This window comes from Pleurocapsa sp. CCALA 161, from assembly GCF_003003995.1.
Classification (GTDB): domain Bacteria; phylum Cyanobacteriota; class Cyanobacteriia; order Cyanobacteriales; family Xenococcaceae; genus Waterburya.
This window is the reverse complement of the sequence record NZ_PVWF01000085.1, coordinates 1-21,204: the sequence shown is the minus strand read 5'-3', so window position 1 is coordinate 21,204 and position 21,204 is coordinate 1. Positions and strand designations below refer to the sequence as shown.

The following is a 21,204-nucleotide window of genomic DNA, read 5'->3' as shown; positions in this document are numbered from 1 at the left end:
CCACTAAATTTAAGATCCTTGCCCAACAAATCGACTATGATAAAATTCAAGTTGACCAAGGTAATTGTAGTCATAGCTGCACTAATTAAGAAGGCGCAGATCCCCAAAAAAGTTTTTAGTCTATACTCAACCTTGACAATTTTATAAAGAGGTAACAGACAAAGCATACCGATAAATACTGCTAAACTTCCTTTTCCCTTGGAAAGTATGAGGGCTGCAAAAGCTACAATAGCTATAAAGGCTGATTTCCCACGATACTTACGACTATAAAAGCTGATATCCAAAAAAAGCAGAGTTGTCATAGCCATAACAGCAGCTAGCTGGTTTTTGTGCTTAGCAATTCCCTGTAAGGCAACTCCCCCGCCATCATGAATTCGATAAGGCAGACCGTAAGATGGCAAAAGGAGCGCAACTATCAAGCTAATCAGAGTATATGCACCAAATAAGTAAGCGCAAAGCTTTAGCTGCTCTTTGGGAGTATAACGAGATGCTAAATAAATGCCAAAAGCAGTTGAAAACACGATCGCTCTGCTTGAGGCTAAAGTCTCCCCAGGATTAGTAGACCATAGTACTGAAACAACGGTAATTCCCACTGTAACCAGTAGTACGATGTCTCTTGTCGCAACATAAACACAGCTTCTCCACTGCGTAAGAATCAATAAAGGAATTGCTATATAATTGAGTAGAATAAGTACAATAGAAATTGGGCCAGGCAGATTAATTCCCAGGTAAAACGTACACAAGAAAAAAGTAATTCCTAATTCTATATTTCTTAATGATTGTTGTGACAATTTTCACCTCCAGCCCTTAATAATATTGCTAATCATCGGAATTATTTTTGTAGCTTTCTCTACGCATATCGACCAAAGGCTTTTGACCTCTAAATTGGTTGAGGAAATAAACTGCATACTGTTTGATATTCCAGGCATAAATTCTCAAATCATTTGCTCTAACTAAAATATTGGGATTAGGCGATCGCTTTAACAAGGGAGTCTTAGTATATAGTTTTTTTAGATTTGAAGGATAAAAATGACCTGTAAGAGATTTACGACTATATTGAGGATTATTATTATTGTAAGCACCATGAATAGTGTAAGGATGCCAAAATAAAACATCTCCTTTGCTTAAAGGGAGAGCTAGATATTCATAGTTTTTTTCTCGGATTAGGGTAATTATTTTTTTTCGCATCCGCTCGTGATCGTCAACGAGTGCTGCTATACCCTTCTTTTGTGAAGAGAAATTTCGGCGACTAATGACCTCTCCTTTATGGCTACCAGGAAGTACGAAAAAACAACCAGAATCGGGATGGATATTTTCTAGAGCATACCATACACCAATCAAATTTCCTGGGGGATTAGTATCCAGATAATAGTGGTCTTGGTGTTCTACAGTTCCTGGTGACTTATCAAAAAACATGTTTAACCATAAGGAATGGCTGGGTGAGCCAGATAATATACTAAGTACATCAGAAATTTCTCGATCTATTAAGCAATTTAATACGGCTTGGGAAAAACCAGGAAAAAATTTTAAATGAGAAGGTCTTTCTATAGACTGCTCAATAAAACCTTCAGGAGTAATTTTTGGTCGCAAAGGTTGATGTAGGCTTTGGCTATAATAAACAAAAAATTTACTTAGTTTTATTTTTTCATATTGCTCGATCAAGCAATCTATTTTAGAGTCTGCTAAAAGTTTTCTAACTACTACATATCCATGAGATTCATAATGTTTTTTGATTTCGGTTACATCATCAATAGTGAATTTTGAAATTGATGCATTCATCTAATTTTTCTCTGAATATGAATAAAGCCAAGCTGAAGATGATATTTTAATTACGCAAGTCGGTCTATTTTTTTGCTCAAGAGTAGTTTGGGTATTAAATGGTTTAAAGTCTATTCAAATTAAGTGCAGTCTGTTGTCCTAAAGCTTCTAAAATGGTTTGGTAAGCTTTGGGAATTTCGGTTTCCATCGTCAGGGAAAGAGCAAGTTCCCTGCCATTTGCTCCAATTTCACGTGCTTTGTCGTCATTTTGGCGACACCAACTAATTTTTTCAATTAGATCGGATAAATCGGTTTTGACGGGAACATAGTTAATCCAGGGTTTTAAGCTGTTGTAATACCATTGCCTCCAAGGAGATTCGATTTTAAGGACGCAACTACCCGTGAGTAACTTGGTAAATAGTCCAGGCCAAGAATTACTATTGCCATCAATATCAATTACGTATTTATATTTGATAAATTCACTAGTTGGTATGTAGTTATCTACTAAGTTAGCATTGCGTATTAACTGTTTGACTCCACGCTCTTTTGTGGGAGTAAGTCTAGTTATTTTGGCATCGATAAACTGCCAATCATTATATTCTTTAGCTAGGTTACATAGTCTTATTCTGCGGTTATTCTGCCAATTTTCTGTGGTCAAAAGCGAACCACTTGATGCACCTCGCCAATAGCAGATTGGTTTTCTTTCACACCAAGGAAGCCATTGCTGTTTTACTTGCTGACGAAATTGCTCATAAGCTTTAGTTTCTAGAAAAAAATCATCTGGTATACAAAGTCCTAAAGGATCGGTTTTCAGACAGGTAAAACAGATAAATTTTTGGTTTTGATCGACTATATTTTGATTGTTTTTGGGTTTAGGAATATCGTGCCAGGATATTAGAAAAGAACCTTTAACATCAGGATAAGATTTTAAAAATTCAATAAATAGTTTGTGGGTTTGCAATAGTTTTGCTGAAGGAAATCTGGCAAGATGAATATTTACTAGTTGGCGAGGAAACCTGATCGAATAAAATGTTTTTGAATTGCTATAAAAATGATAATATATGCTTTTATCTTGACCATTAAGTTCAACAGAGGCATTCCAAGCATTAAGATGCTCCTTGGCAAACTTAATTTCCGTGTGAATTTTATATTTTTTTTCTAAGTTTTGGATATAGGAAGCATGAGACTGTATTTTTTTAAGATAGGTAAGTTTAGACTCGATCGCTGCTGTTGTTTCTTGAATAGTTTTGAGTTTCATCTTTCTTTAACGTTGTTGGTAGCAGGGTGAATTTGCTAAAGGTTCAAAGTCTTTGATCTCTCTAATCTTTTTCGCTGGTACACCAGCCCATACTTGGTTATTGGGAATGCTTTTGGTAACTACACTACCTGCTCCGACTATGGAATTTTTACCGATCGCACAACCAGGTAAAACAGTGACCCCTGCACCCAGCCAAACGTTTTCGGCGATGATAACTCCTACTTTGGATTCATCCCAAGATAAGTCTCGATAGGGTTTGGTTGAGGCAATCAAGTGGTTGGATGCTACCAAGGATACCTGCTGACCAAGCATCGAGTTTTGCCCAATGGTTATTGCACCCCCTGCTGCTCGAATATTTGCTCCTGAGCCAATAAGAACCCTAGGAGCAATAGTTAGTTTACCTGGGATCTGGCTAAATGGCGATCTAACTCGGACAATAATTTCAGAAAATGCCCCAATTAATGTCTCACTGCCAATGGCGATCGCTTCAATATCATCATATTCCCAAACTATCGGGGCAGAGATATTAGCATCGGGATTTTTATATTGAACATAAAGATTTCTAAATAGATGAACTAAGGGCTTTCTAGCGATCCAAAAAAGTTTTTGCCAGGGTTGGTTCATGACTAAGAAATAATTAATATTGTGCTAAATTTTTGTGAGTGCCATTTTCAGGTCTTGTTCGTGTTTAATTCTGCCAGGGGCATAATCTGGGGCAAAAAACTTATTGGTAATTTCGTTTCCGAAACCGATAAAAGACGGTACGTCAAACAATAATTTCAATGATAAGCAAGCAGAGCTAAAGGCGAATACTTTGATCTGATTGGTCAATTTGAAATTGTCATCAAGAAAAACTGTAGTAAAAAAAACTTCAAAAGGGATAAAAAATAAGTTTTTTTCTGTCAGTATAATAATTTGGCTAAATTCTGCCAGGTTACTGCTTAACAGCTTTATTTTCGCGCTGCTATCCCTTGGATGAGGCTTGATAATTAAAATGGTACGTTGATCGCCATTATCTTCTTGATTCAGCAAAAATTCTCGATATGCTTCTATTTCCTGCTCTAAAGTCATTCTGCCAGCTTCAGAAAAATTTGAGGTCAAAAGAATTGACACAGGAGCATCTCCTATTTGCTGACGCAGTTGGTCGATATAATCTTGAGCTAATAAACTTTTTAACTGTTTAAATATTTTGAGTAAACTGGCATTGTCGGTGACAGTAACGGGCATGGGTGGCTTTTCCCCCAAGATCTCTGGCAGACTAAAGTAACCGCGATCAAAGTCGATCTGCTGGAGAACAGTATAGCCCAAGATCGATTTGGTGAGATTAAGAGATTCCGATAGTTTAGTTAATAATTGCTTGGGCAAACTTTGAGGTAAGAAAAATGCCTGAGAATCTGGGGCAAAGTAAATACCGATGCTATCACCGTAGCAAATTTTCTCGGCTGAACGATAGGCATTAGTAAAAAGCTGATTGCTAAACTGCCAATTGCGAGATAGATAAATCTCGTCAGCCGAATCTGTTCCTACCAGTTCATATACTGTTTGAAAATATGCAGAGGGGTTAGGATTAACTTTACTAGATAGAGCTTCCATCTGTTCAAAGCTAAGATAGGTAATCTTTTTCCAGGTACAGATTAGCTGCGCCATTTCTTTAATCAGGGCGACAAAATCATCGATTTGTCCCGTTGGCGAATTTAGATCGTAGATTACAAGATAGTCTTCAGAGCGATCGCCTGGCGATCGCTCTTGCTCTCGATAGTCAATGACTGACAAGGCAGTTACCAACTGAATACTACCTTGACAAGTGATAATTCTTTTCACAACCCTGCTGGTTTTCATGTTCTAATCTACCAGAATTTTTTTTATTAACCAACAAAAGACTACAGATTTCTCGCACTGCACCATCTAGTGCCAGTAGCTTTCTTGGCAGCTGAATTTTTGTTCATCATACGCCCACAGGAATAGATTTTGAAGACTGCAAATTATGAATATCTAGTATTTCCCGAAGAGTTTTTTCTAGGTCAGCTAAAAACATCATATTAGGACCATCGCTAGGAGCAAGATCGGGATTTTCGTGGACTTCCATAAATAAGGCATCGATCCCTACTGCTGCTGCTGCCTTAGCTAAATAGGGTACAAACTCTCGCTGTCCCCCAGTTTTATCGCCTTTGCCTCCTGGCATCTGAACGCTATGGGTAGCATCAAAAACCACTGGATATCCTAGTTCCCGCATCTGGGGTAGGGAACGGAAGTCTACTATCAAAGCATTGTAACCAAAACAAGTGCCTCGCTCGGTCAGCAGAATATTGTTTGCTCCTGCCGATTCTAGTTTAGTAACTACGTTCTTCATATCCCAAGGAGCAAGAAACTGTCCCTTTTTGACGTTTATTGCTTTGCCAGTTGCAGCCGCCGCTAGAAGTAAATCGGTTTGACGACAGAGAAAAGCAGGAATTTGCAGTACGTCTGCCACTTCGGCTACGGTAGCAGCCTGATGACTTTCGTGAATATCAGTTAAAACAGGTACACCTATTTTATCTTTGACTTTTTGCAAGATTTCGAGTCCCCTATCCATCGGATATCCTCGAAAGGAACTGATAGAGGTTCGATTGGCTTTGTCAAAAGAAGATTTGAAGATAAAAGAGATCTTGAGGCGATCGCATATCTGGCGAATTTCCTCTGCCATTTTGAGGGTAAAATCTTCTGATTCGATCACGCACGGACCCCCAATTAAAGTTAAAGGTTGGCGATCGCCAATTGAGATCGTATCTGTGATTTGAATGTAAGTCATAGTTTTTCCAAAGTTAAATTGAAGATAAGCAAAGATAAAAAGGCGATCGCACTAGAAAAGTTTGGTTTAAAATCTAAATTCTTTCATATTTTTTCACTTCATTGACTGTCAATATTAGCCGTTTAACCAATTACCAAGATCTTGCTGAATTAGATCTTGAAGCTTAATAATGTCCTCTCGATATTCCCCCATTAGTTTGCGCTTAATTAATGGATCGATCTCAGGCTTAGTATTAGTTTGATTTAGTTTTTTCAGTCCTCGACCAATTTTTTTCTGCCATTGAGGAGGTAGTAAAGTTTTTGACAACAGTCTAACTGGGTTAGGTCGAGCAATCAAATTATGAACTGCGATTGATTTTGGTACTTCGGCTACATGATATTTTTTCGTAACATCAGGTACAAAAGTACTATTTACATTTAAAAAAGTAAAGACATCTTTTAATAGCTTCATGGGATCGGACTGATAATCTTCATAGAGATAAACTTTGATTTGGTTGGGATCAAAAATTTCAAAGTAATGCTTGAGCTTTGCATAATAAAATCCCTGATTTTTGTAATACCAAAAGTACTCCCAATTATTTGTTATTCGCTCTGGTTCTGCTTTGAGCGCCTGTTCAAAACTATTTAAAGGTTCGCGACCAGAAGCAAACAAATGTAAAAAATTTGAATACGCTCTTTCGACAGGATTGCGCAGAATAGTAATAATTTTTACATCAGGTAAAATATTTTTGATTCGCTCAGGTGCCTGAGAAGAATATAGATATGATGGAGAACATTCGCCAATTGCGATTTCATCATTAACCCCTGCGAAAAGTTTACAGTATGACCCAAAATCAGTAGTAACCCGTCGATTAGCAGCGAGATCTCCAGGCCCATTAAAGGATAATGCTTCTCCTTCACTAAATGCAAAATATTTGGGTTCTTTGACTGGACTCATATATATTTGCGGATGTTGTCTTAGGTAATTAAATAAGGAAAAGGTTCCTGACTTGGCAGCACCAATCACCAGAAAATTGGGTAATGTCATAAACTAGCTTTGATTAATCATGATTAATAATATTTTTCAAAATCTTCATAACTTTTAAACTACTTTGACGCTATCAATTTATACTTGCTTTTTTTTCTAACTGGCATCTTTTAATGCTGCTTGAAAACCATAGTATGCAGGCTTAGGTTTCATACTCGGACCTTCAAACAAATGGGCAAATTCGTCTTCGGTTTGTTCGCCCATTTGTCCATCATTTAAACCCCAAAGATTGATAAGATCAGCACCACCTTCTTTGGCAGCTTTAACTACGTCATAATAATACTGTCTTTGTTTTTCCCTACCTTGTTTACTGCCATCATTAGCAACATTTAATTCAGTTATGTATACTTCTAATCCCAAATCTTTATACCGTCTGATATTATTCTTTAACCCCTCCCAATCATAGGTATGGTCTACATTTAGATGTGTTTGAAAACCAACGGCATCTAGAGGAACTTTTTGATTAAGTAAATGCTTAACTAATTGATAAAAAGCATAATATTCATGTTCATTAGGAAATTCAATGCCATTGTCTCGCAGTTCTAGCTTATTATTAGTATATTTTCTCGCAATTTCCAATGCTTTACGGATATATACAGGATGGGTATCGCGTTTTTTAGCCGCTCCAACTAAGCCAGATTTATCCTCTTCCCAACCCAGTTGATTCCAAATATTCCAGGTATAATATCTTTCACCAGCCCCCTCATACCAAATAGTTTCATTGACCACATTCCACACGTCAATTTTGTTGCGGTTGTCATTGCTTTGCATGATTGCTCTAATATAATCTTCCATCAGCTCTTCTAATTGCTGCTCGGTGTAGGAGTTGTCTATAAACCATTCTGGGTAGTAGTGATTTGACCCAACTAATAAATGAGCTATTTGTGTTAGACCTATCTCTTCAAACCAATTGACCGTAGTATTAAACTGAGCAAAATCATATTGTTTCAACCCTGTCCAAATTTTCCCAGGGTAACATAAGACAGTTGCAGCATTTAACTCCCGCTGATACAAGTTCCGATAATTTTGTTGACTTTTGCCCCCTGGAGGAAAAAAAGTCTGATAAATACCTACGCTGCCAACTTTAAGATCGGGTGCTGCTAAATCTTTGAGGGTATTTTGACTTAATAATGCTACAGACAATAGTGCCGCGGCGATCGCCATTAAGAACCAATTTACTATCATATTGCTAGCTTCACAGCTTATAATTTCTACACATAGTTAAGTGTTTTGAGAATTTCGCGGAAATCTGTATTTAAAATCTCAACAGTCTCAGGTTTCAAAGCTTTTTGGTGATCTTTTGGTTTGACCTGTTTTCGTTTTGCTGCATTAACTAGCTCTTCTATCTGTTCTTGATCTGGTTTCAAGTTTGAGAAATTAATGATACTAGACAACCAGCTATCAAAATTGTTAATCATATCTTCAAATTTGATCACCATCACGTTAGGTTTTTCAATCAAATTCTGGCAATAGTAAGTATACATCTTGACCCAATCATCTTTAATTGACAAGACAAATTCATCTAGCGTCTGGCTGGCAATTTTACTGCGCCAGTCTAAAAATTTTTTTCTTTCGGCTTTGGCAATCGGCAGCGTATGAGTATATCCAAAGGAATAATAAGCAGACGTTAAAACATCTCTGGGATCTCTTAACATGAGTAATACGCGATATTGGTGTAAATCATCTATCTGTCCCAGAACTTTTGGGTATCTTAAAGCAGCATATAGATAACCCGTTGGTTTGAATGAATTCTTCAGCTTGGCTTGCAAAATAGCATTGTCTCCGTCCAGAATTGTCTTGAGTGATGGATACTCGCTTGTTAACAGATAATTGTCTAAATCGACTGGGATAATATTTGTCTTTTTCGATACCTTTTTGAGAATGTCTTCTACGTATACAGAAGCACATTTATGCATAGTAAAAAACAAAATACTTGGATGACTACTATCCGTCTCATGACCATTAAACAGCATGATCTCATTAGGAAATTTTTTGTTTAAATATATTTCTCTTAGTAGTGAGCTATTGTAAATTAATTCTTTGCCTACGGATTTAATTTGTTGGGGTAACTTCATCATAAATTCGATAGATAATTAATTATTGGGTTTAGGGTAATTGCATTGCTTCAATATAGGCAATTAGCTTTTAAAGATATAATCAAGAGCCAAATTTAGCTATTCTGAGCAGACTTGAGCGCGATCGCTTGTTTATTTCCCCTAGTTAAATTTTTATTTTGGACTTTGGTCATTTATCCAGACTTGATATTACCTCAAGTAGACCAGGAATTGAAAATATTAGCTAAACGATTTAGGTTGATAGTCTACTGAAAATTTGCTTTTGGACTAGCTCAATGCTTGGGAAGTATTTTATTTAAAGTAAGACTGGGCTTTTCCATCTTCAAGTATTAAACTTAGTTATCAAAAAAATTGTTACAAGTGATACTATAAATATAATTGATTGACTACAAGATTGAGTAAAGATAATCTAGATAACTTCTAGATAACTTATTTACTTTTATGTACTGTTGAAAAAATAGAGTATTTGAGTATATACTTAGCCGTAACTCCAAGTTGTATTGATTTTTTACTACAGTAAAATAAACATTCTGGCCCACAGATTACATGACTGATCAGAAGCGCAAGAAGATTCTGCCAAAGTCTCAAGATTTATAGTATTTGTTAACGACTCAGGTAAAGCCTGAGAATATTTAGGCTTCTTAGTACTACAATGAACAAGACATATCCGAAAATTTCAATTGTCACTCCTTCTTACAATCAGGGGAGATTTATTGAATCAGCTATTCAAAGTGTGCTGAGTCAAAATTATCCTAATTTTGAGCATATTATTTTAGATAATTGTTCTACAGATGAAACAGTTGAGATTTTGCAAAAGTATCCTCATCTCGTTTGGAAGTCTAAACCAGATAAAGGTCAAAGTGATGCCCTCAATCAGGGGTTTCGGCTAGCAACAGGGGACATAATTGGCTGGCTCAATGCCGACGATTTGTATTTACCCAAATGCTTTGAACAGACCGTAAAATCTTTTGCCAATTCTGCTGAAAGTAGTATTGCTTACGGGGACTACCGTTGGGTAAATGAACAGGGTCAAGTTATTCAATTTAGAAAAGAACTGGACTTTGATTGGTTTATTCTTAAATATTTGCACGTTTTATACATACCAAGTACATCCACGTTTTTTAAGCGCAAGATCTTTGAAGAGGAAAATTTTTTGGATACTTCACTTAAATATTCGATGGACTATGAATTTTTTCTCCGCCTAGCTCGTCAGAAATATCATTTCGTTCACATTAATTCTTATTTGGCGGACTTTAGATGGCATCAAGAAAATAAATCAACGATCGCCTATCTAGAACAGAAAGAAGAAAAAACCAGGGCTTTATTACGCCACGATAGTTTCTTACAAAAAATTCCACCGCATATTCAATCGCTCATCAGGAATTTACTAGAAATACTGGCTAGAGGAAAGCGTTATTTTTTGAAAGGTTTTAAAGGTTACTACTTTAAGCAGTGGCAAACCAAGTCTAGTTGAACATCAAGCTGCCAAGAATTAAATAACTAACGATTGTTGACTTAAACCGTCGTTAGATCCCAAATTTGCTTGATTAAGACGGCAGAAAACTAATAGCTCAAACTTACAACAACAATTTATCTACTTCAAAGAGTTAAGTAATATGAGAATTTTGATCACGGGTGGCAGAGGATATGTAGGTCGTACTTTAACTAGACTGCTGATGCAGGATCATTCAGTTTGCGTAGTTGATAATCATAGATACGGTTTATCTAGATTTGAAGCTCAGGAATTAAAGCATTTTCAGCTAAAAAACATCGATATTCGCGATCTCCAAAAGCTAGAGCGAGTTATCCAAGATTTTCAGCCAGAAGTTATTATTCATTTAGCAGCAATTCACTATATTCCTGAATGTGAGACACAGCTTAATTTAACCTTATCAACCAATATCGAAGGGACGGTTAATCTATTGTCCTTGTGTCCGCCCGACTGTAGATTTGTATTTGCCAGTAGCGGCGCAATCTATAGTCCTCAAGACACACCTCACAACGAAGCCAGTTCACCTACTGAACCTATGGATGTTTATGGTTTTACCAAACTTCAAGGGGAACACTATGTTAAGTATTTCGCCAAAAGAAGAGGCTTTGCTGCTGTTATAGTGCGGTTATTTAATGTAGCTGGTCCTGGTGAAACTAATCCTCATCTTTTACCAGAAATTTTTGCCCAATTAAAATCATCTCAGCGCACTATTAAATTAGGTAATTTATCTCCCAAACGGGATTATATTGACGTTCGCGATGCTGCTAGAGGTTTTTGGGCAGCGGCATCTCGGGGCAATGTACCGCCAAAATCTGTCACTACCGTTAATTTGGGAACAATGAAACAATATTCGGTGGTTGAACTACTAGATAGAATCAAAGTCATTAGCGGAATTGAATTTGAGATCGAACAAGATGTGCAACGCCTGCGCAAAGTAGATCGACCCTATCTTTTTGCTGATATTTCCCAAATTGAAGCTTTATTTGGCTGGAAACCAAAATTTAATATCAACGATACAATCAAAGCAATGATTCATGAGCCAGATCTTCCCGTTCATTTGGTTAAGAAATATTCTTTATTGACTGTTGCACCCCTCAAGTCTGAATTATATGCCAGTTGATAAGCGAGGCTTGACTCGCTATGTTGTTTTGTTGGTCTGATTATAAGTACTCACAAACATTAGCCTACTATTAATACCTATGAAAGTTCTAGCTGCGGTGATTATTCCTCCCCATTTAAGTGCTAGCGGTGCTGCTAATGCTGCCAAACATTTAAGTGCCTCATTAGCTAACTATTGCGATATAGACATTGCTATTCTTTCATTGCAAGAGGTAGCCAGCAATTTTGGTAAGGCCAGGTTATTAGCGAGGAAGTCATCTAATATTTTGTCTTTTACTAAAGGTTTCTTGCCTAATAAGTTTCGCACTTTATTTTATCGAGCCGATATTCCTACTTTAATCAAAAATGGTAGCTACGATCTGGTTCATCTACACAACGTTATTCCAGCCTTAGAAACAAAACGTGTTGCTCGGGCTTGTGTGAAAAAAGGAATTCCTTACGTTATCTCAACTCATGGTTTTTTTGAGGCGACTTCCAGCGGTAATGCCTACTCGCTCAAATATATTCATGAAAAGTTAGCTTGGAAATTTTTGATCGAAAAGCCCATTAATTACATTGTTGAATATGCGGACAAAATATTTGCTCTATCTCCCTTTGAATACCCTTTGTTAAAGAAACTTGGTATCGATGAAGCAAGGATAGAGGTTGTTACCAATGGTGTCAGTCAAGAATTTTTTGCGTCAAGGGAATTAAAGGAAATCGATTTGGTTACAGAGCGATTGAATTTACCAAAGTTATCTGACCAAGAAATACCCGTAGGTATTTTTTTGGGCAATCATACCAAAAACAAAGGGGTTGAAATTCTTTTAGAAGCATTTGATCTCATTAAAAAGCCATTTATTTTGATCGTTTGCGGTCAAAAAAGAAACAATATTGACTACAATAAATTTTCTACCAACTTAAGCTCCAAGCAAAAAATAATTTTTACCGACTGGATTTCCGACGAAGATATTATCTCTCTGTTTCATTATGCCGATCTATTTATTTATCCAACTCAATCAGACACATTACCCCTAGTGGTTTTGGAAGCAATGGCTTGTGGTCTACCAATTCTTTCTACCAAAGTAGGGGGAATTCCTTATCAAGTAGATCGAAGCTGTGGCGTTTTAGTCGAGCCGAGAAATCCTCAAGCCATCAAGGAAGCATTTGAGCAAATGACTCAAAATAAGTCAGAATTATTGAAGATGGGGCACGCTGCCCATCAAATTGTCAAGCAAAAGTTTAATTGGGAAAGTTCTGCTCAAAAGGCTTTTGCGCTTTATCGGGAGATATTAGAAATAGATCAAGCTCAAAAATCTGACAAAATATCTGTCGTCTCTGTTAGCAGATAGTGGAGCAAAAGTAGTGAGCAGCAAATCCCCTGATAAAAACCTAAACTAAGTTTGAGAGAAAACTTGCCACTCAAAGCCGATCATTTGCCAGCCCGAAACTTCGACTTTACAACTTCTTAAACTTTGAAACTGCTTCCACCTCAAGTTGGGACTGAGCGATCGCTTTTTGACAGCGCTCAAGGATAGAATCTCCCGCTATAACTATTCTTTGCAACTCATTAGTAAGCTCTATTATGTGTTGATCTGGCAACCAAGGGAAAAGCACTATATCCCCTGGTTGGGAAAGTAAAGAAATAAAGGTAGAAATTGACTTTTGCACAAAAAACGACTCTTTAAGCACCACCAAATTCTCAGATTTATCAATTAACCAGTCGTGATCCCAATCATTAGAGGTAATTGCTATTGCTAAAGAAACTTGCGGTATGACTTGATAAAATTGTGCAGAAGCAGTATCGCCGTAAAAGACAAAGTGCTTGTGTCCCAAGCTGTACCATCCTTCAGACTGAATTTTGGCTTTTAATAACAAATCATCGCTAACTTCTAGCTTTTGGTTCAGTTTAGTTGACAGTGTTGGTTCAATGAACTGGGTTGATTTGGAAATAATTGAGACAATTTCCTGCTTTGAGCTGCTTGCCGGTTCTGACGCTAAAGTAGTATTCGGCACAGATATTTTGGTCGGTTCTAAAGCTAAACGAATATCTTGTCGAGTTATTTTTTCACCCTGTTTAGCTCGCTCAATTAATTCATTGCGGATTTTTTGCGGAGTGGATGGGGAAGATAATTGATAAAGAGCGGATGCAGCTATGCTTAGTTGTGCAACAGTTGCACGTTCGGGAAAAGCTTCATAAACTTTAATAAAATTATAAGCTGTGCGTCTACTCCAACCAAACTCTGCTTTTAACCAACTGTCGAAGTTACCATACTCAAGTTGAGAACGAACTTCAAATATCTTTTGCCCTATTTCCCAAATATCTTGAGCAGAACGCTTTAGACGTTCTTTGATTTCTTCGGTTCGCTGCTCGATAAGAGAACGTTGTTTGAAATCTAAAGTATTATAGTTAAATTTATTGAGGATTTGAGCGTCCTTTACTCTGTTTTTCATTATTTTTGTCGACGATTCTGTGCCAAGAACTATGTTTTTAAGGATTAATACCCTATCAAATAATCTATTTTACCCTTTCAAGGAACTAAAAAAGAAACTAAACTTCTTGAGTTTGATGTGTATGCTATATTTAAAGCGCCTTTATTAAGCTTATTATTTAATATAGAGCAAAATAGAGAATACCTCAATCAAGTCAGCGATTGTAATTAATCGAAGTTTAAATTTTTTAATAACGGAATAATAGAGATAAATTGCTGAATTTAATATTTAAAATGAGAGCAACATCTCAGCAATATTGCTTAAGTAATATTGCTGAAAAGTACGGTGTGGCAACTTTTGTTTATAATATCCATCTAAAAAAATTAACAGCTAAATATCAGCGGAATTGAAGTAAATGTGGTTGTTTGTACTGCGTTGTTACCATCCAGCTTTAATTCTAACTTCGGCAAGCCACCCTGTCTGATCTTGACCAGATTTAGCTCAGCAATCAAAGCAAAAGTGTTACTTAATGATGTTGAAATATTAAGGGTAATTTCTACATTCTCGATTGTTATTGTTTGTGAGTGATAAGCTAATAATCTCTCTTTAACTTTAGATGTATTGTCAAGCAAACATTCACAGGTAAGGAAATTAGGAACAATGCAGCAAGCTGGCTCTTCTAATTTATTAATATTTTTTAGTGAAAAATTAATTTGTGAAGCTGGCTGTCTACTATTGATCAGTTTATTCGGTTGAGAGTGGCGACGTTTCGATTGATATTTCGAGCTAGCTGCATAGCGAAAAACAAAGCCGAAGGGAACAGCTTGATTTTGTTGCCATCGAGTACGAGAAATAAAATCGATGCTGGTCCTAGCTGCATACTGAGTAGCCAACTTGAGGTCTTCGATTCTAATTAGTTCAAGGTTAACGTTTTTAAAAAAGAAAATATGAGATACTGTTCCTTGTTCGTAATTACGTATGGCAAATTCAAAATGGTGAAAATCTAATTCGCGTAAATTGTCAATTTCTGAGATTTTTTGCACAAATATTGCTATGCGATCTAACTCTATGTCGAAGCTGTTGACAGTAAATAGCCGTTGCGAATCTGTAATTTTGTTTACCATAATATAATTTGCTATCCTTTATAATGTTTTGGCTTCATTGAATTTTAAATACATGAGAAAGGTATTAAGGTATAGAGTTATAAAAAAATCTGCTTAAAAATGTCTTGCTGGTAAGATTGATTATAGTTGCGGAGTATATCGCTTAAAAGCTGAGAATTAGAAAACCCTAGAAAATCTTAGCAGATTTTTCAATCGCGCTTTTGCATTAAGTTAAGTAACATATTTTGATTATGCTGTTTACTCCAAACAACGTTTCGGAAACAATCAAAGACATACGCGACCCAAAAGTAATAGGAATCAATGCTCGAAAAGCTTGGTCTTGGCTACAAGCTATTTCTACTGCTTTGTTGGACATCATAGCGATCGCTTTGGCTTGGACAATAGCTCAAAAGTTCAGTACTGTAGATAGCTATCTAGTGATTGAGTCCCTTCAAGAAGAACTGAATATTCTTTGGTTGATCGTACCCATAAACTTCTGTATCATGGTGGCATCAGGAATTTATGAAGATAACGAAAGCAGTAGCTATAGTAATTTATTAAAAGCCATATGTTTGGGGCAAATTACCGTTTTATTAGTTATTTTCCTGTCTGGAATGGAATTCTCAATATCTCGTTGGACTTTTATACTAGGCTGGGGATTAACCATAGTATTAGTATGTAGCGAAAAAATCGTAGGGGATTTAGCTACAATTCAAATCAAAAGTAGATTTGATTTTTGGGGACGTAGAATTCTACTACTAGGAACCAAAGAAGATACCATCAAGGCTAAACAACTAATCGACCTGACCAAAGCCTATAAGATACAAACTATTGTCGATCTGTCTATTTGTCAAAATCGCCAGGAGTGGATTAAGATCTTGAATCAAACCGAAGGCTACCAATTTGATGAAATATTTCTTTGTTCTTGGGAAAAAGTAAAAAATCCAATTTCTTTATCTTGGGAATTAAAGTCTGCGGGAATCAATTGGAGAGTTTTAGCAGTCAATTTAAAGTTGCCTAGACAGTGGTCGCAAATGACAATGTTAGGAGAAATGCCGACCGTTCGCTTTGGCTCATCTGCTATTGTAGGAATTGACTTTTGGTGCAAACGTATTTTCGATCTGAGCGTTTCCGGTTTATTATTAGCAACCTTGGCTTTACCAATGCTGCTCATCGCTGTAGTAGTGAAACTGGATTCTCCAGGCTGCATTTTTTATAAACAAGATCGTGTTGGTCTTCGAGGGCAACATTTCCAAGTCTGGAAATTTCGTACGATGGTAGAAAACGCTAATGAATTACAAAAAACCTTAGAAATCAAAAACGAAATTAAGGGAGGAATTTTATTTAAAATCAAAGATGACCCCCGCATTACTAAAATAGGTAAATTTCTTCGTCGTCATAGCCTAGATGAACTACCCCAATTAATTAATGTTTTGCGAGGTGAAATGAGTTTGGTCGGTCCTCGTCCGCTACCACTCCGCGATGTTGCCAGACTATCTCCCTGCCAACTGCTACGTCATGAAGTATTACCAGGCATTACTGGCTTGTGGCAGGTAAGTGGTCGTTCCAATACCGATTCAGAAGAGGTTTTTAACTTAGACTTCGTTTACATTCAAAATTGGTCTTTGATTTTGGATCTACAGATATTGCTGAGAACAGTTCAAACTGTGCTTGACAGCAAAGGAGCTTATTGAACTATTTATTGTTAGTCATTTAAACCCGAGTAAAATCATGATTCCTACCATAGTTCCTAGTACCCATGAAGAACAGATTGATTTTCAAAAATATTGGCTTGTTTTGAAGCGTCGTTGGTTGCCAGCAACCATGATTTTTACTGGAGTGACAGGTATTTTTGTTCTGTCAGCACTATCAAAACCACCTACTTATATGGCAGAAGCTCAGCTTTTAATTAGGATAGACAAATCTTCTCAGCTAGTTGGATTAGAAGAAGAGCGAGGACAGATTGAAGTTATAGGTAAAGATAGCAACCCTGTAGTAACCGAGGCCGAAATTTTGAGGTCTAGACCGATTCTAGAAAAAGCGATTAAGCAACTCAATTTAAAAAATGACCAGGGCAATTTTCTTAAGTATCAAGAAATATTAGCAAATCTTGAAGTAAAGCCCATTGTAGGAACAGATGTTTTGCAAGTTTTCTACCAGGATTCCGATCCAAAACGAGCAGCATCAATTGTCAACGAAGTAATAGATCTTTATGTACAAGAAGACACTTTAAGTAATAGAGCAGCTCCTGCTTCAGCTCGGGAGTTTATTAAAGCGCAATTACCCAAAGTAGAATTGACTGTTGCTAAAGCAGAAGAAGATTTACGTCGATTTAAGACTAAAAATAAGATTGCTAATTTAGCTCAAGAGGCTAGCAACAATATTAATGCTACAAAATCTTTAGAAAGTGAAATTGATGCAGTTAGGGCTAATTTAAAAGATGTCAATGGTCGATTTGAGCAACTGCGCAGCCAATTAAATATTAGTTGGGAAGAAGCTGTAGCTATTAGTTCTCTGAGTCAATCGGCTGTACCACAGTTGATCTCAGAACTTCAACAAGTAAGAATAGATTTAATTGAGCAGCGGGATCGCTTTTCTGACAATGCCCCGCAAGTCAACAGTCTTGTCAAACGAGAAGTGGAACTTGAGGCCCTCTTAGAAAATCAAATCGAGCAAATTCAGGGCGGTAAACAATTGGGTTCACTAAAAAGCAAACTTTTAAGCATTAGCGATGGTGCATCCGAACAAAAAATGGTTGCCGAATATGCCAATCTGGGAGTTGAACGTTCTGGTTTACTCGGCAAATTAGCAGAACTTGAAAGTAATTTACAAGTTCGCCAACAAAATCTGGAAAAATTGCCTCTACTAGAAAAACAACAAAGAGAATTAGAACGTCGTGTAGAGGCAACACAATCTACTTATCAAACTCTTCTAGGACAGCTACAGGATACTCAAGTCGCCGAAAACCAAAATGTGGGTAATGTCCGAATTATTGCTGATGCTATTGTACCTGAAAAGCCAACTAGTTCGACGCAAAAAAAGCTAATTACCCTGATAGGTAGTGCAATGGGTGTTTTATTGGCTACGGCATTCGCCTTTTTATTGGACTTTAAAGACCGCTCGATCAAAAATAGTAAAGAAGCAGAGGAAATCTTTGGCTATCCGTTGCAAGGAGTAATTCCCGATAGCGGTTATTCAGCGGAAACTACTGTTTCCAGAGGAATGCAGGAATTAAGTTTTGCCACCTCGAGGGACAACAACTCTTCTCTTTCTATTCCAGATTTAAACTTGGCTGCTGTGAGATATAATGAGGCATATAATATGCTACAGGCTAATCTTAAGTTTCTCACTACCAATTGGGATCGTAAGGCGATCGCCGTTACTAGCTCAGTTCCTCAAGAAGGCAAATCAGAAGTAGCGTCTAATTTAGCTAAATCCATGGCGGATTTAGGCAGAAGAGTTTTGTTAATCGATGCAGACCTGCGCCGACCCACTCAGCATCATATTTTAGGACTATCAAACACAGCTGGTCTAAGCAATGTGTTGCTGAATGAAACCGAATGGCAAGAAGCAGTGCAACGAGTAATGCCCAATTTAGATGTATTAACTGCTGGAGTTATACCAGATAATCCCTTACCGTTACTTCGTTTACAGCGGATGAAAACTCTAATTAATTCCCTATCAAATATATACGATTGCATTATCGTAGATACTCCACCCTTGACTGGTGTAGCAGATACGACAATTATTGGTAGTGTAGTTGATGGTATTTTATTAGTAGTTCGTCCTGGAGTAGCCGATTACGATAGTGCGATCGCTGTGAAAAAGCTATTGGCTAATACCGAACAGCACGTACTGGGAATCGTGGCCAATGGGGTGAATCTGAAAAATGAGCCTTACACTCAAAGCTATGTAGAACATTATTAAGCGCGAAAAACATTTATTTAAAAAATAATTAATATGCTTACATACTTCTCCAAAGTATTGTATGTCCTAGAAGGCAAGAGAAAAGGGCTGGTATTACTTTTATTTATATTTACCTTAACTTCTGTATTAGAAGCTTTAGGAATTGGATTGATCGGCCCTTTTTTGAGTATAGCTGGCAACCCAGAATCTATCCATAAAATTTCCTCTCTAAATTGGGTTTATCAGCAGCTAAAATTGCAGAGTACTATTCAAGTAGTCCCTATCTTGGGGATAGGAATTGCCGCCATATTTTGCCTTAAATCACTGTTGTATTTTTTGTCCTGGGCCAAGATATATCAGTATTCTGCCGACCTAAACCAGTCCCTAATTACTAAATTATTAAGCGCTTATTTGACAGTTCCATATACTTTTCATCTTAATCGCAACACTGCTAACTTGATTAAGAATATTTTGATCGAAACTACTACGTTTACTGCATCTTGTATCCTGCCACTTTTAAAAGCAGCTGTTAATCTGATTGTCTTACTCTGCTTATTTTTATTACTTGCCAAAACCGATTTATTGCTGCTAGCAATGATTATGGTGATTTTACTCCCCATATTTATCTTGTTTAATCTGCTGGGGAACAAGTTCAAAAAATGGGGCAAAATAAAATCTGAATCCAAGCAGGAGATGGTTCGCATTCTCAATCATGGTTTAGGAGGATTAAAAGAGACGCGAGTTATCGGTTGTGAATCTTACTTTCAAGAACAGATGGCAAATAAAGCTCAACAATTTGCCCAAGCGGACAGTTTATTCAGTACCTCTCAGATGCTGCCTCGCATTCTCATTGAGACTGCTTTAATTGTCTTCATTATGCTGTTCATATCTCTATCTATAATTTTTTTAAAGCAAGATATGCAAGAAATAACTGGAATTATGGGGGTTTTTGCCATAGCTTCCATGCGTCTGATTCCAGCAGCGAGTCAGTTATTTTCCTCGATCAACCAACTAAGAAACTCCAACTATGCTGTGAATATGCTTTATTTAGACCTCAAAGAGATAAGTATACAAGGAGTCAACCAGCTCGCTCAACTTCCAGCTGATTCTTCAGCAAATAGTGCTGTCAATTCCAGCAAAGAGCGAGCTAAAACATTAACTTTTTCTGGAAGTATCGAACTCGATCGCATTACCTATAGCTATCACAATAGTCCTAAGTTGGCAGTTGAAGATATCTCTTTAAAGATTAAAAAAGGTCAGTCGATCGCTTTGATTGGTAAATCTGGCTCTGGTAAAACTACGCTAGTAGACATTATTCTGGGGCTTTTAGAGCCAAATAAGGGAGATATTTTGGTAGATGGTAAATCAATATACAATAATCTTCGTTCTTGGCAGAATATGATTGGTTACATCCCTCAATCAATTTTTCTCATTGATGATACGGTCGAAAGAAATATTGCTTTTGGCGTAAGCGATCTAGCTATCGATCCAGTCAGAATGGATAAAGCTCTCCAAGCTGCTCAACTAGAAGAATTAATTACTCAATTACCTAAAGGAATTAAAACTGAGGTGGGGGAACGAGGAGTACGTTTGTCTGGAGGACAAAGACAGCGTATCGGGATTGCTCGCGCACTATATCATGAAAGAGAAATTTTGGTTCTCGATGAGGCTACTTCAGCCCTAGACAACGAAACAGAGCGTTTGGTTAGTGAGGCAATCAAATCTTTAGCTGGAACTAAGACCTTGATTATTATTGCTCATCGTCTTTCTACAGTCGAGCATTGCGATCGAGTTTACTTGATGGAGAAAGGCCATGTAATCCAGTCAGGCAGTTACCAAGAAGTAGTTGTAAGCAAGATGGGTGCTTAAACACGATTATGAACTTAGCATAGCATCTGGTAAAAAATTAGAGAGAGAACTATACATGGAGAATATCGACCGACTTCGATGAGTTCAGCAAAAACAATTAGCTAATATATGTATACTAATGATTGCTCACTTTGTAGACTGCCCTGAAAACTATGGCGACCTTCTCTATCCAGTAGTATTTGAAAAAATACTTCGCAAAATGCAAGTAAAGGAAGAAATACGTCAGTTTTCTTTTTTAGAAGGGGATGCTCCGTTAGGAGCAGGCTATTATGTTCATCCTATCAAAAGTTTGTTTAATCAAAATAGCGTTCGTCCAAGAGTACTAGTTATTGGGGGCGGTGCATTACTGAAAGTCAGACAGAATAAAGAGCAAAGCTATCTACAACTGTTTAGAGACC

17 protein-coding genes and 1 pseudogene are annotated in these 21,204 nt (G+C 37.1%); 7 read left to right on the top strand and 11 right to left on the bottom strand.

Annotation, left to right across the window (positions count from 1 at the left end):
• The 9 genes and pseudogenes from C7B62_RS17975 to C7B62_RS17935 form a co-directional block, all read right to left on the bottom strand.
• Positions 1-791, bottom strand: a pseudogene (locus tag C7B62_RS17975) (hypothetical protein); the annotation flags it as partial.
• 28 nt (positions 792-819) lie between these two features.
• Entirely contained in the window at positions 820-1,779 is a 960-nt protein-coding gene (locus C7B62_RS17970; RefSeq protein WP_106240039.1) for a phytanoyl-CoA dioxygenase family protein, read from the bottom strand.
• A 103-nt stretch (positions 1,780-1,882) separates the two neighbouring features.
• Positions 1,883-3,016 (bottom strand): glycosyl transferase family 90, encoded by a 1,134-nt coding sequence (locus C7B62_RS17965; RefSeq protein ID WP_106240036.1) that lies wholly within the window; start codon positions 3,014-3,016, stop codon positions 1,883-1,885.
• Positions 3,017-3,022: 6 nt separating this feature from the next.
• Entirely contained in the window at positions 3,023-3,640 is a 618-nt protein-coding gene (locus C7B62_RS17960; RefSeq protein ID WP_106240033.1) for a DapH/DapD/GlmU-related protein, read from the bottom strand.
• 24 nt (positions 3,641-3,664) lie between these two features.
• Complete coding sequence (locus C7B62_RS17955; RefSeq protein ID WP_106240030.1) at positions 3,665-4,855, bottom strand: polysialyltransferase family glycosyltransferase; 1,191 nt, start codon at positions 4,853-4,855, stop codon at positions 3,665-3,667.
• 106 nt (positions 4,856-4,961) lie between these two features.
• Positions 4,962-5,804 carry a 3-deoxy-8-phosphooctulonate synthase gene (gene kdsA / locus C7B62_RS17950; RefSeq protein WP_106240027.1) on the bottom strand — a complete coding sequence of 281 codons (843 nt, stop codon included), beginning with the start codon at positions 5,802-5,804 and terminating at the stop codon, positions 4,962-4,964.
• A 114-nt stretch (positions 5,805-5,918) separates the two neighbouring features.
• Positions 5,919-6,830, bottom strand: a complete 912-nt coding sequence (locus C7B62_RS17945; RefSeq protein WP_106240023.1) for a sulfotransferase — start codon at positions 6,828-6,830, stop codon at positions 5,919-5,921.
• 96 nt (positions 6,831-6,926) lie between these two features.
• Entirely contained in the window at positions 6,927-8,015 is a 1,089-nt protein-coding gene (locus tag C7B62_RS17940; protein ID WP_106240021.1) for an endo-1,4-beta-xylanase, read from the bottom strand.
• A 26-nt stretch (positions 8,016-8,041) separates the two neighbouring features.
• Positions 8,042-8,908: a sulfotransferase domain-containing protein gene (locus C7B62_RS17935; RefSeq protein WP_106240017.1), complete on the bottom strand. Its 867-nt coding sequence runs from the start codon at positions 8,906-8,908 to the stop codon at positions 8,042-8,044.
• Between the two features lie 649 nt (positions 8,909-9,557).
• On the opposite strand from C7B62_RS17935, the gene C7B62_RS17930 reads away from it, so the two are divergent.
• The 3 genes from C7B62_RS17930 to C7B62_RS17920 all read left to right on the top strand — a co-directional run bounded on the left by C7B62_RS17930 (position 9,558) and on the right by C7B62_RS17920 (position 12,847).
• A complete protein-coding gene (locus C7B62_RS17930; protein WP_106240013.1) occupies positions 9,558-10,379 on the top strand; it encodes a glycosyltransferase family 2 protein in 822 nt (273 codons plus the stop codon).
• A 142-nt stretch (positions 10,380-10,521) separates the two neighbouring features.
• A complete protein-coding gene (locus C7B62_RS17925; RefSeq protein ID WP_106240009.1) occupies positions 10,522-11,517 on the top strand; it encodes an NAD(P)-dependent oxidoreductase in 996 nt (331 codons plus the stop codon).
• A 79-nt stretch (positions 11,518-11,596) separates the two neighbouring features.
• Complete coding sequence (locus C7B62_RS17920; RefSeq protein ID WP_106240005.1) at positions 11,597-12,847, top strand: glycosyltransferase family 4 protein; 1,251 nt, start codon at positions 11,597-11,599, stop codon at positions 12,845-12,847.
• Between the two features lie 106 nt (positions 12,848-12,953).
• Here C7B62_RS17920 and C7B62_RS17915 read toward each other — a convergent pair whose 3' ends face one another.
• Positions 12,954-13,949, bottom strand: a complete 996-nt coding sequence (locus C7B62_RS17915; RefSeq protein ID WP_106240001.1) for a DUF3102 domain-containing protein — start codon at positions 13,947-13,949, stop codon at positions 12,954-12,956.
• Positions 13,950-14,311: 362 nt separating this feature from the next.
• Positions 14,312-15,052, bottom strand: a complete 741-nt coding sequence (locus C7B62_RS17910; protein ID WP_106239997.1) for a hypothetical protein — start codon at positions 15,050-15,052, stop codon at positions 14,312-14,314.
• Positions 15,053-15,282: 230 nt separating this feature from the next.
• Between C7B62_RS17910 and C7B62_RS17905 the strand changes: the two genes are divergently transcribed.
• The 4 genes from C7B62_RS17905 to C7B62_RS17890 all read left to right on the top strand — a co-directional run.
• Positions 15,283-16,725 (top strand): sugar transferase, encoded by a 1,443-nt coding sequence (locus C7B62_RS17905; protein ID WP_106239993.1) that lies wholly within the window; start codon positions 15,283-15,285, stop codon positions 16,723-16,725.
• A gap of 37 nt (positions 16,726-16,762) precedes the next feature.
• Positions 16,763-18,958, top strand: coding sequence for a polysaccharide biosynthesis tyrosine autokinase (locus C7B62_RS17900; RefSeq protein ID WP_106239989.1), 2,196 nt, complete (start codon positions 16,763-16,765; stop codon positions 18,956-18,958).
• Positions 18,959-18,991: 33 nt separating this feature from the next.
• Complete coding sequence (locus tag C7B62_RS17895) at positions 18,992-20,806, top strand: ABC transporter ATP-binding protein (RefSeq protein ID WP_106239985.1); 1,815 nt, start codon at positions 18,992-18,994, stop codon at positions 20,804-20,806.
• Positions 20,807-20,924: 118 nt separating this feature from the next.
• Positions 20,925-21,204 (top strand): hypothetical protein (locus C7B62_RS17890; protein WP_146132134.1); only part of this gene is annotated, 280 nt, incomplete at its 3' end.

Coding starts and splice junctions, on each gene's coding strand:
- C7B62_RS17910 (WP_106239997.1), bottom strand. CDS start 15,052: ATGGTAAACAAAATTACAGATTCGCAACGGCTATTTACTGTCAACAGC.
- C7B62_RS17895 (WP_106239985.1), top strand. CDS start 18,992: ATGCTTACATACTTCTCCAAAGTATTGTATGTCCTAGAAGGCAAGAGA.
- kdsA (WP_106240027.1), bottom strand. CDS start 5,804: ATGACTTACATTCAAATCACAGATACGATCTCAATTGGCGATCGCCAA.
- C7B62_RS17945 (WP_106240023.1), bottom strand. CDS start 6,830: ATGACATTACCCAATTTTCTGGTGATTGGTGCTGCCAAGTCAGGAACC.
- C7B62_RS17925 (WP_106240009.1), top strand. CDS start 10,522: ATGAGAATTTTGATCACGGGTGGCAGAGGATATGTAGGTCGTACTTTA.
- C7B62_RS17915 (WP_106240001.1), bottom strand. CDS start 13,949: ATGAAAAACAGAGTAAAGGACGCTCAAATCCTCAATAAATTTAACTAT.
- C7B62_RS17955 (WP_106240030.1), bottom strand. CDS start 4,855: ATGAAAACCAGCAGGGTTGTGAAAAGAATTATCACTTGTCAAGGTAGT.
- C7B62_RS17900 (WP_106239989.1), top strand. CDS start 16,763: ATGATTCCTACCATAGTTCCTAGTACCCATGAAGAACAGATTGATTTT.
- C7B62_RS17930 (WP_106240013.1), top strand. CDS start 9,558: ATGAACAAGACATATCCGAAAATTTCAATTGTCACTCCTTCTTACAAT.
- C7B62_RS17960 (WP_106240033.1), bottom strand. CDS start 3,640: ATGAACCAACCCTGGCAAAAACTTTTTTGGATCGCTAGAAAGCCCTTA.
- C7B62_RS17965 (WP_106240036.1), bottom strand. CDS start 3,016: ATGAAACTCAAAACTATTCAAGAAACAACAGCAGCGATCGAGTCTAAA.
- C7B62_RS17970 (WP_106240039.1), bottom strand. CDS start 1,779: ATGAATGCATCAATTTCAAAATTCACTATTGATGATGTAACCGAAATC.
- C7B62_RS17905 (WP_106239993.1), top strand. CDS start 15,283: ATGCTGTTTACTCCAAACAACGTTTCGGAAACAATCAAAGACATACGC.
- C7B62_RS17920 (WP_106240005.1), top strand. CDS start 11,597: ATGAAAGTTCTAGCTGCGGTGATTATTCCTCCCCATTTAAGTGCTAGC.
- C7B62_RS17935 (WP_106240017.1), bottom strand. CDS start 8,908: ATGATGAAGTTACCCCAACAAATTAAATCCGTAGGCAAAGAATTAATT.
- C7B62_RS17940 (WP_106240021.1), bottom strand. CDS start 8,015: ATGATAGTAAATTGGTTCTTAATGGCGATCGCCGCGGCACTATTGTCT.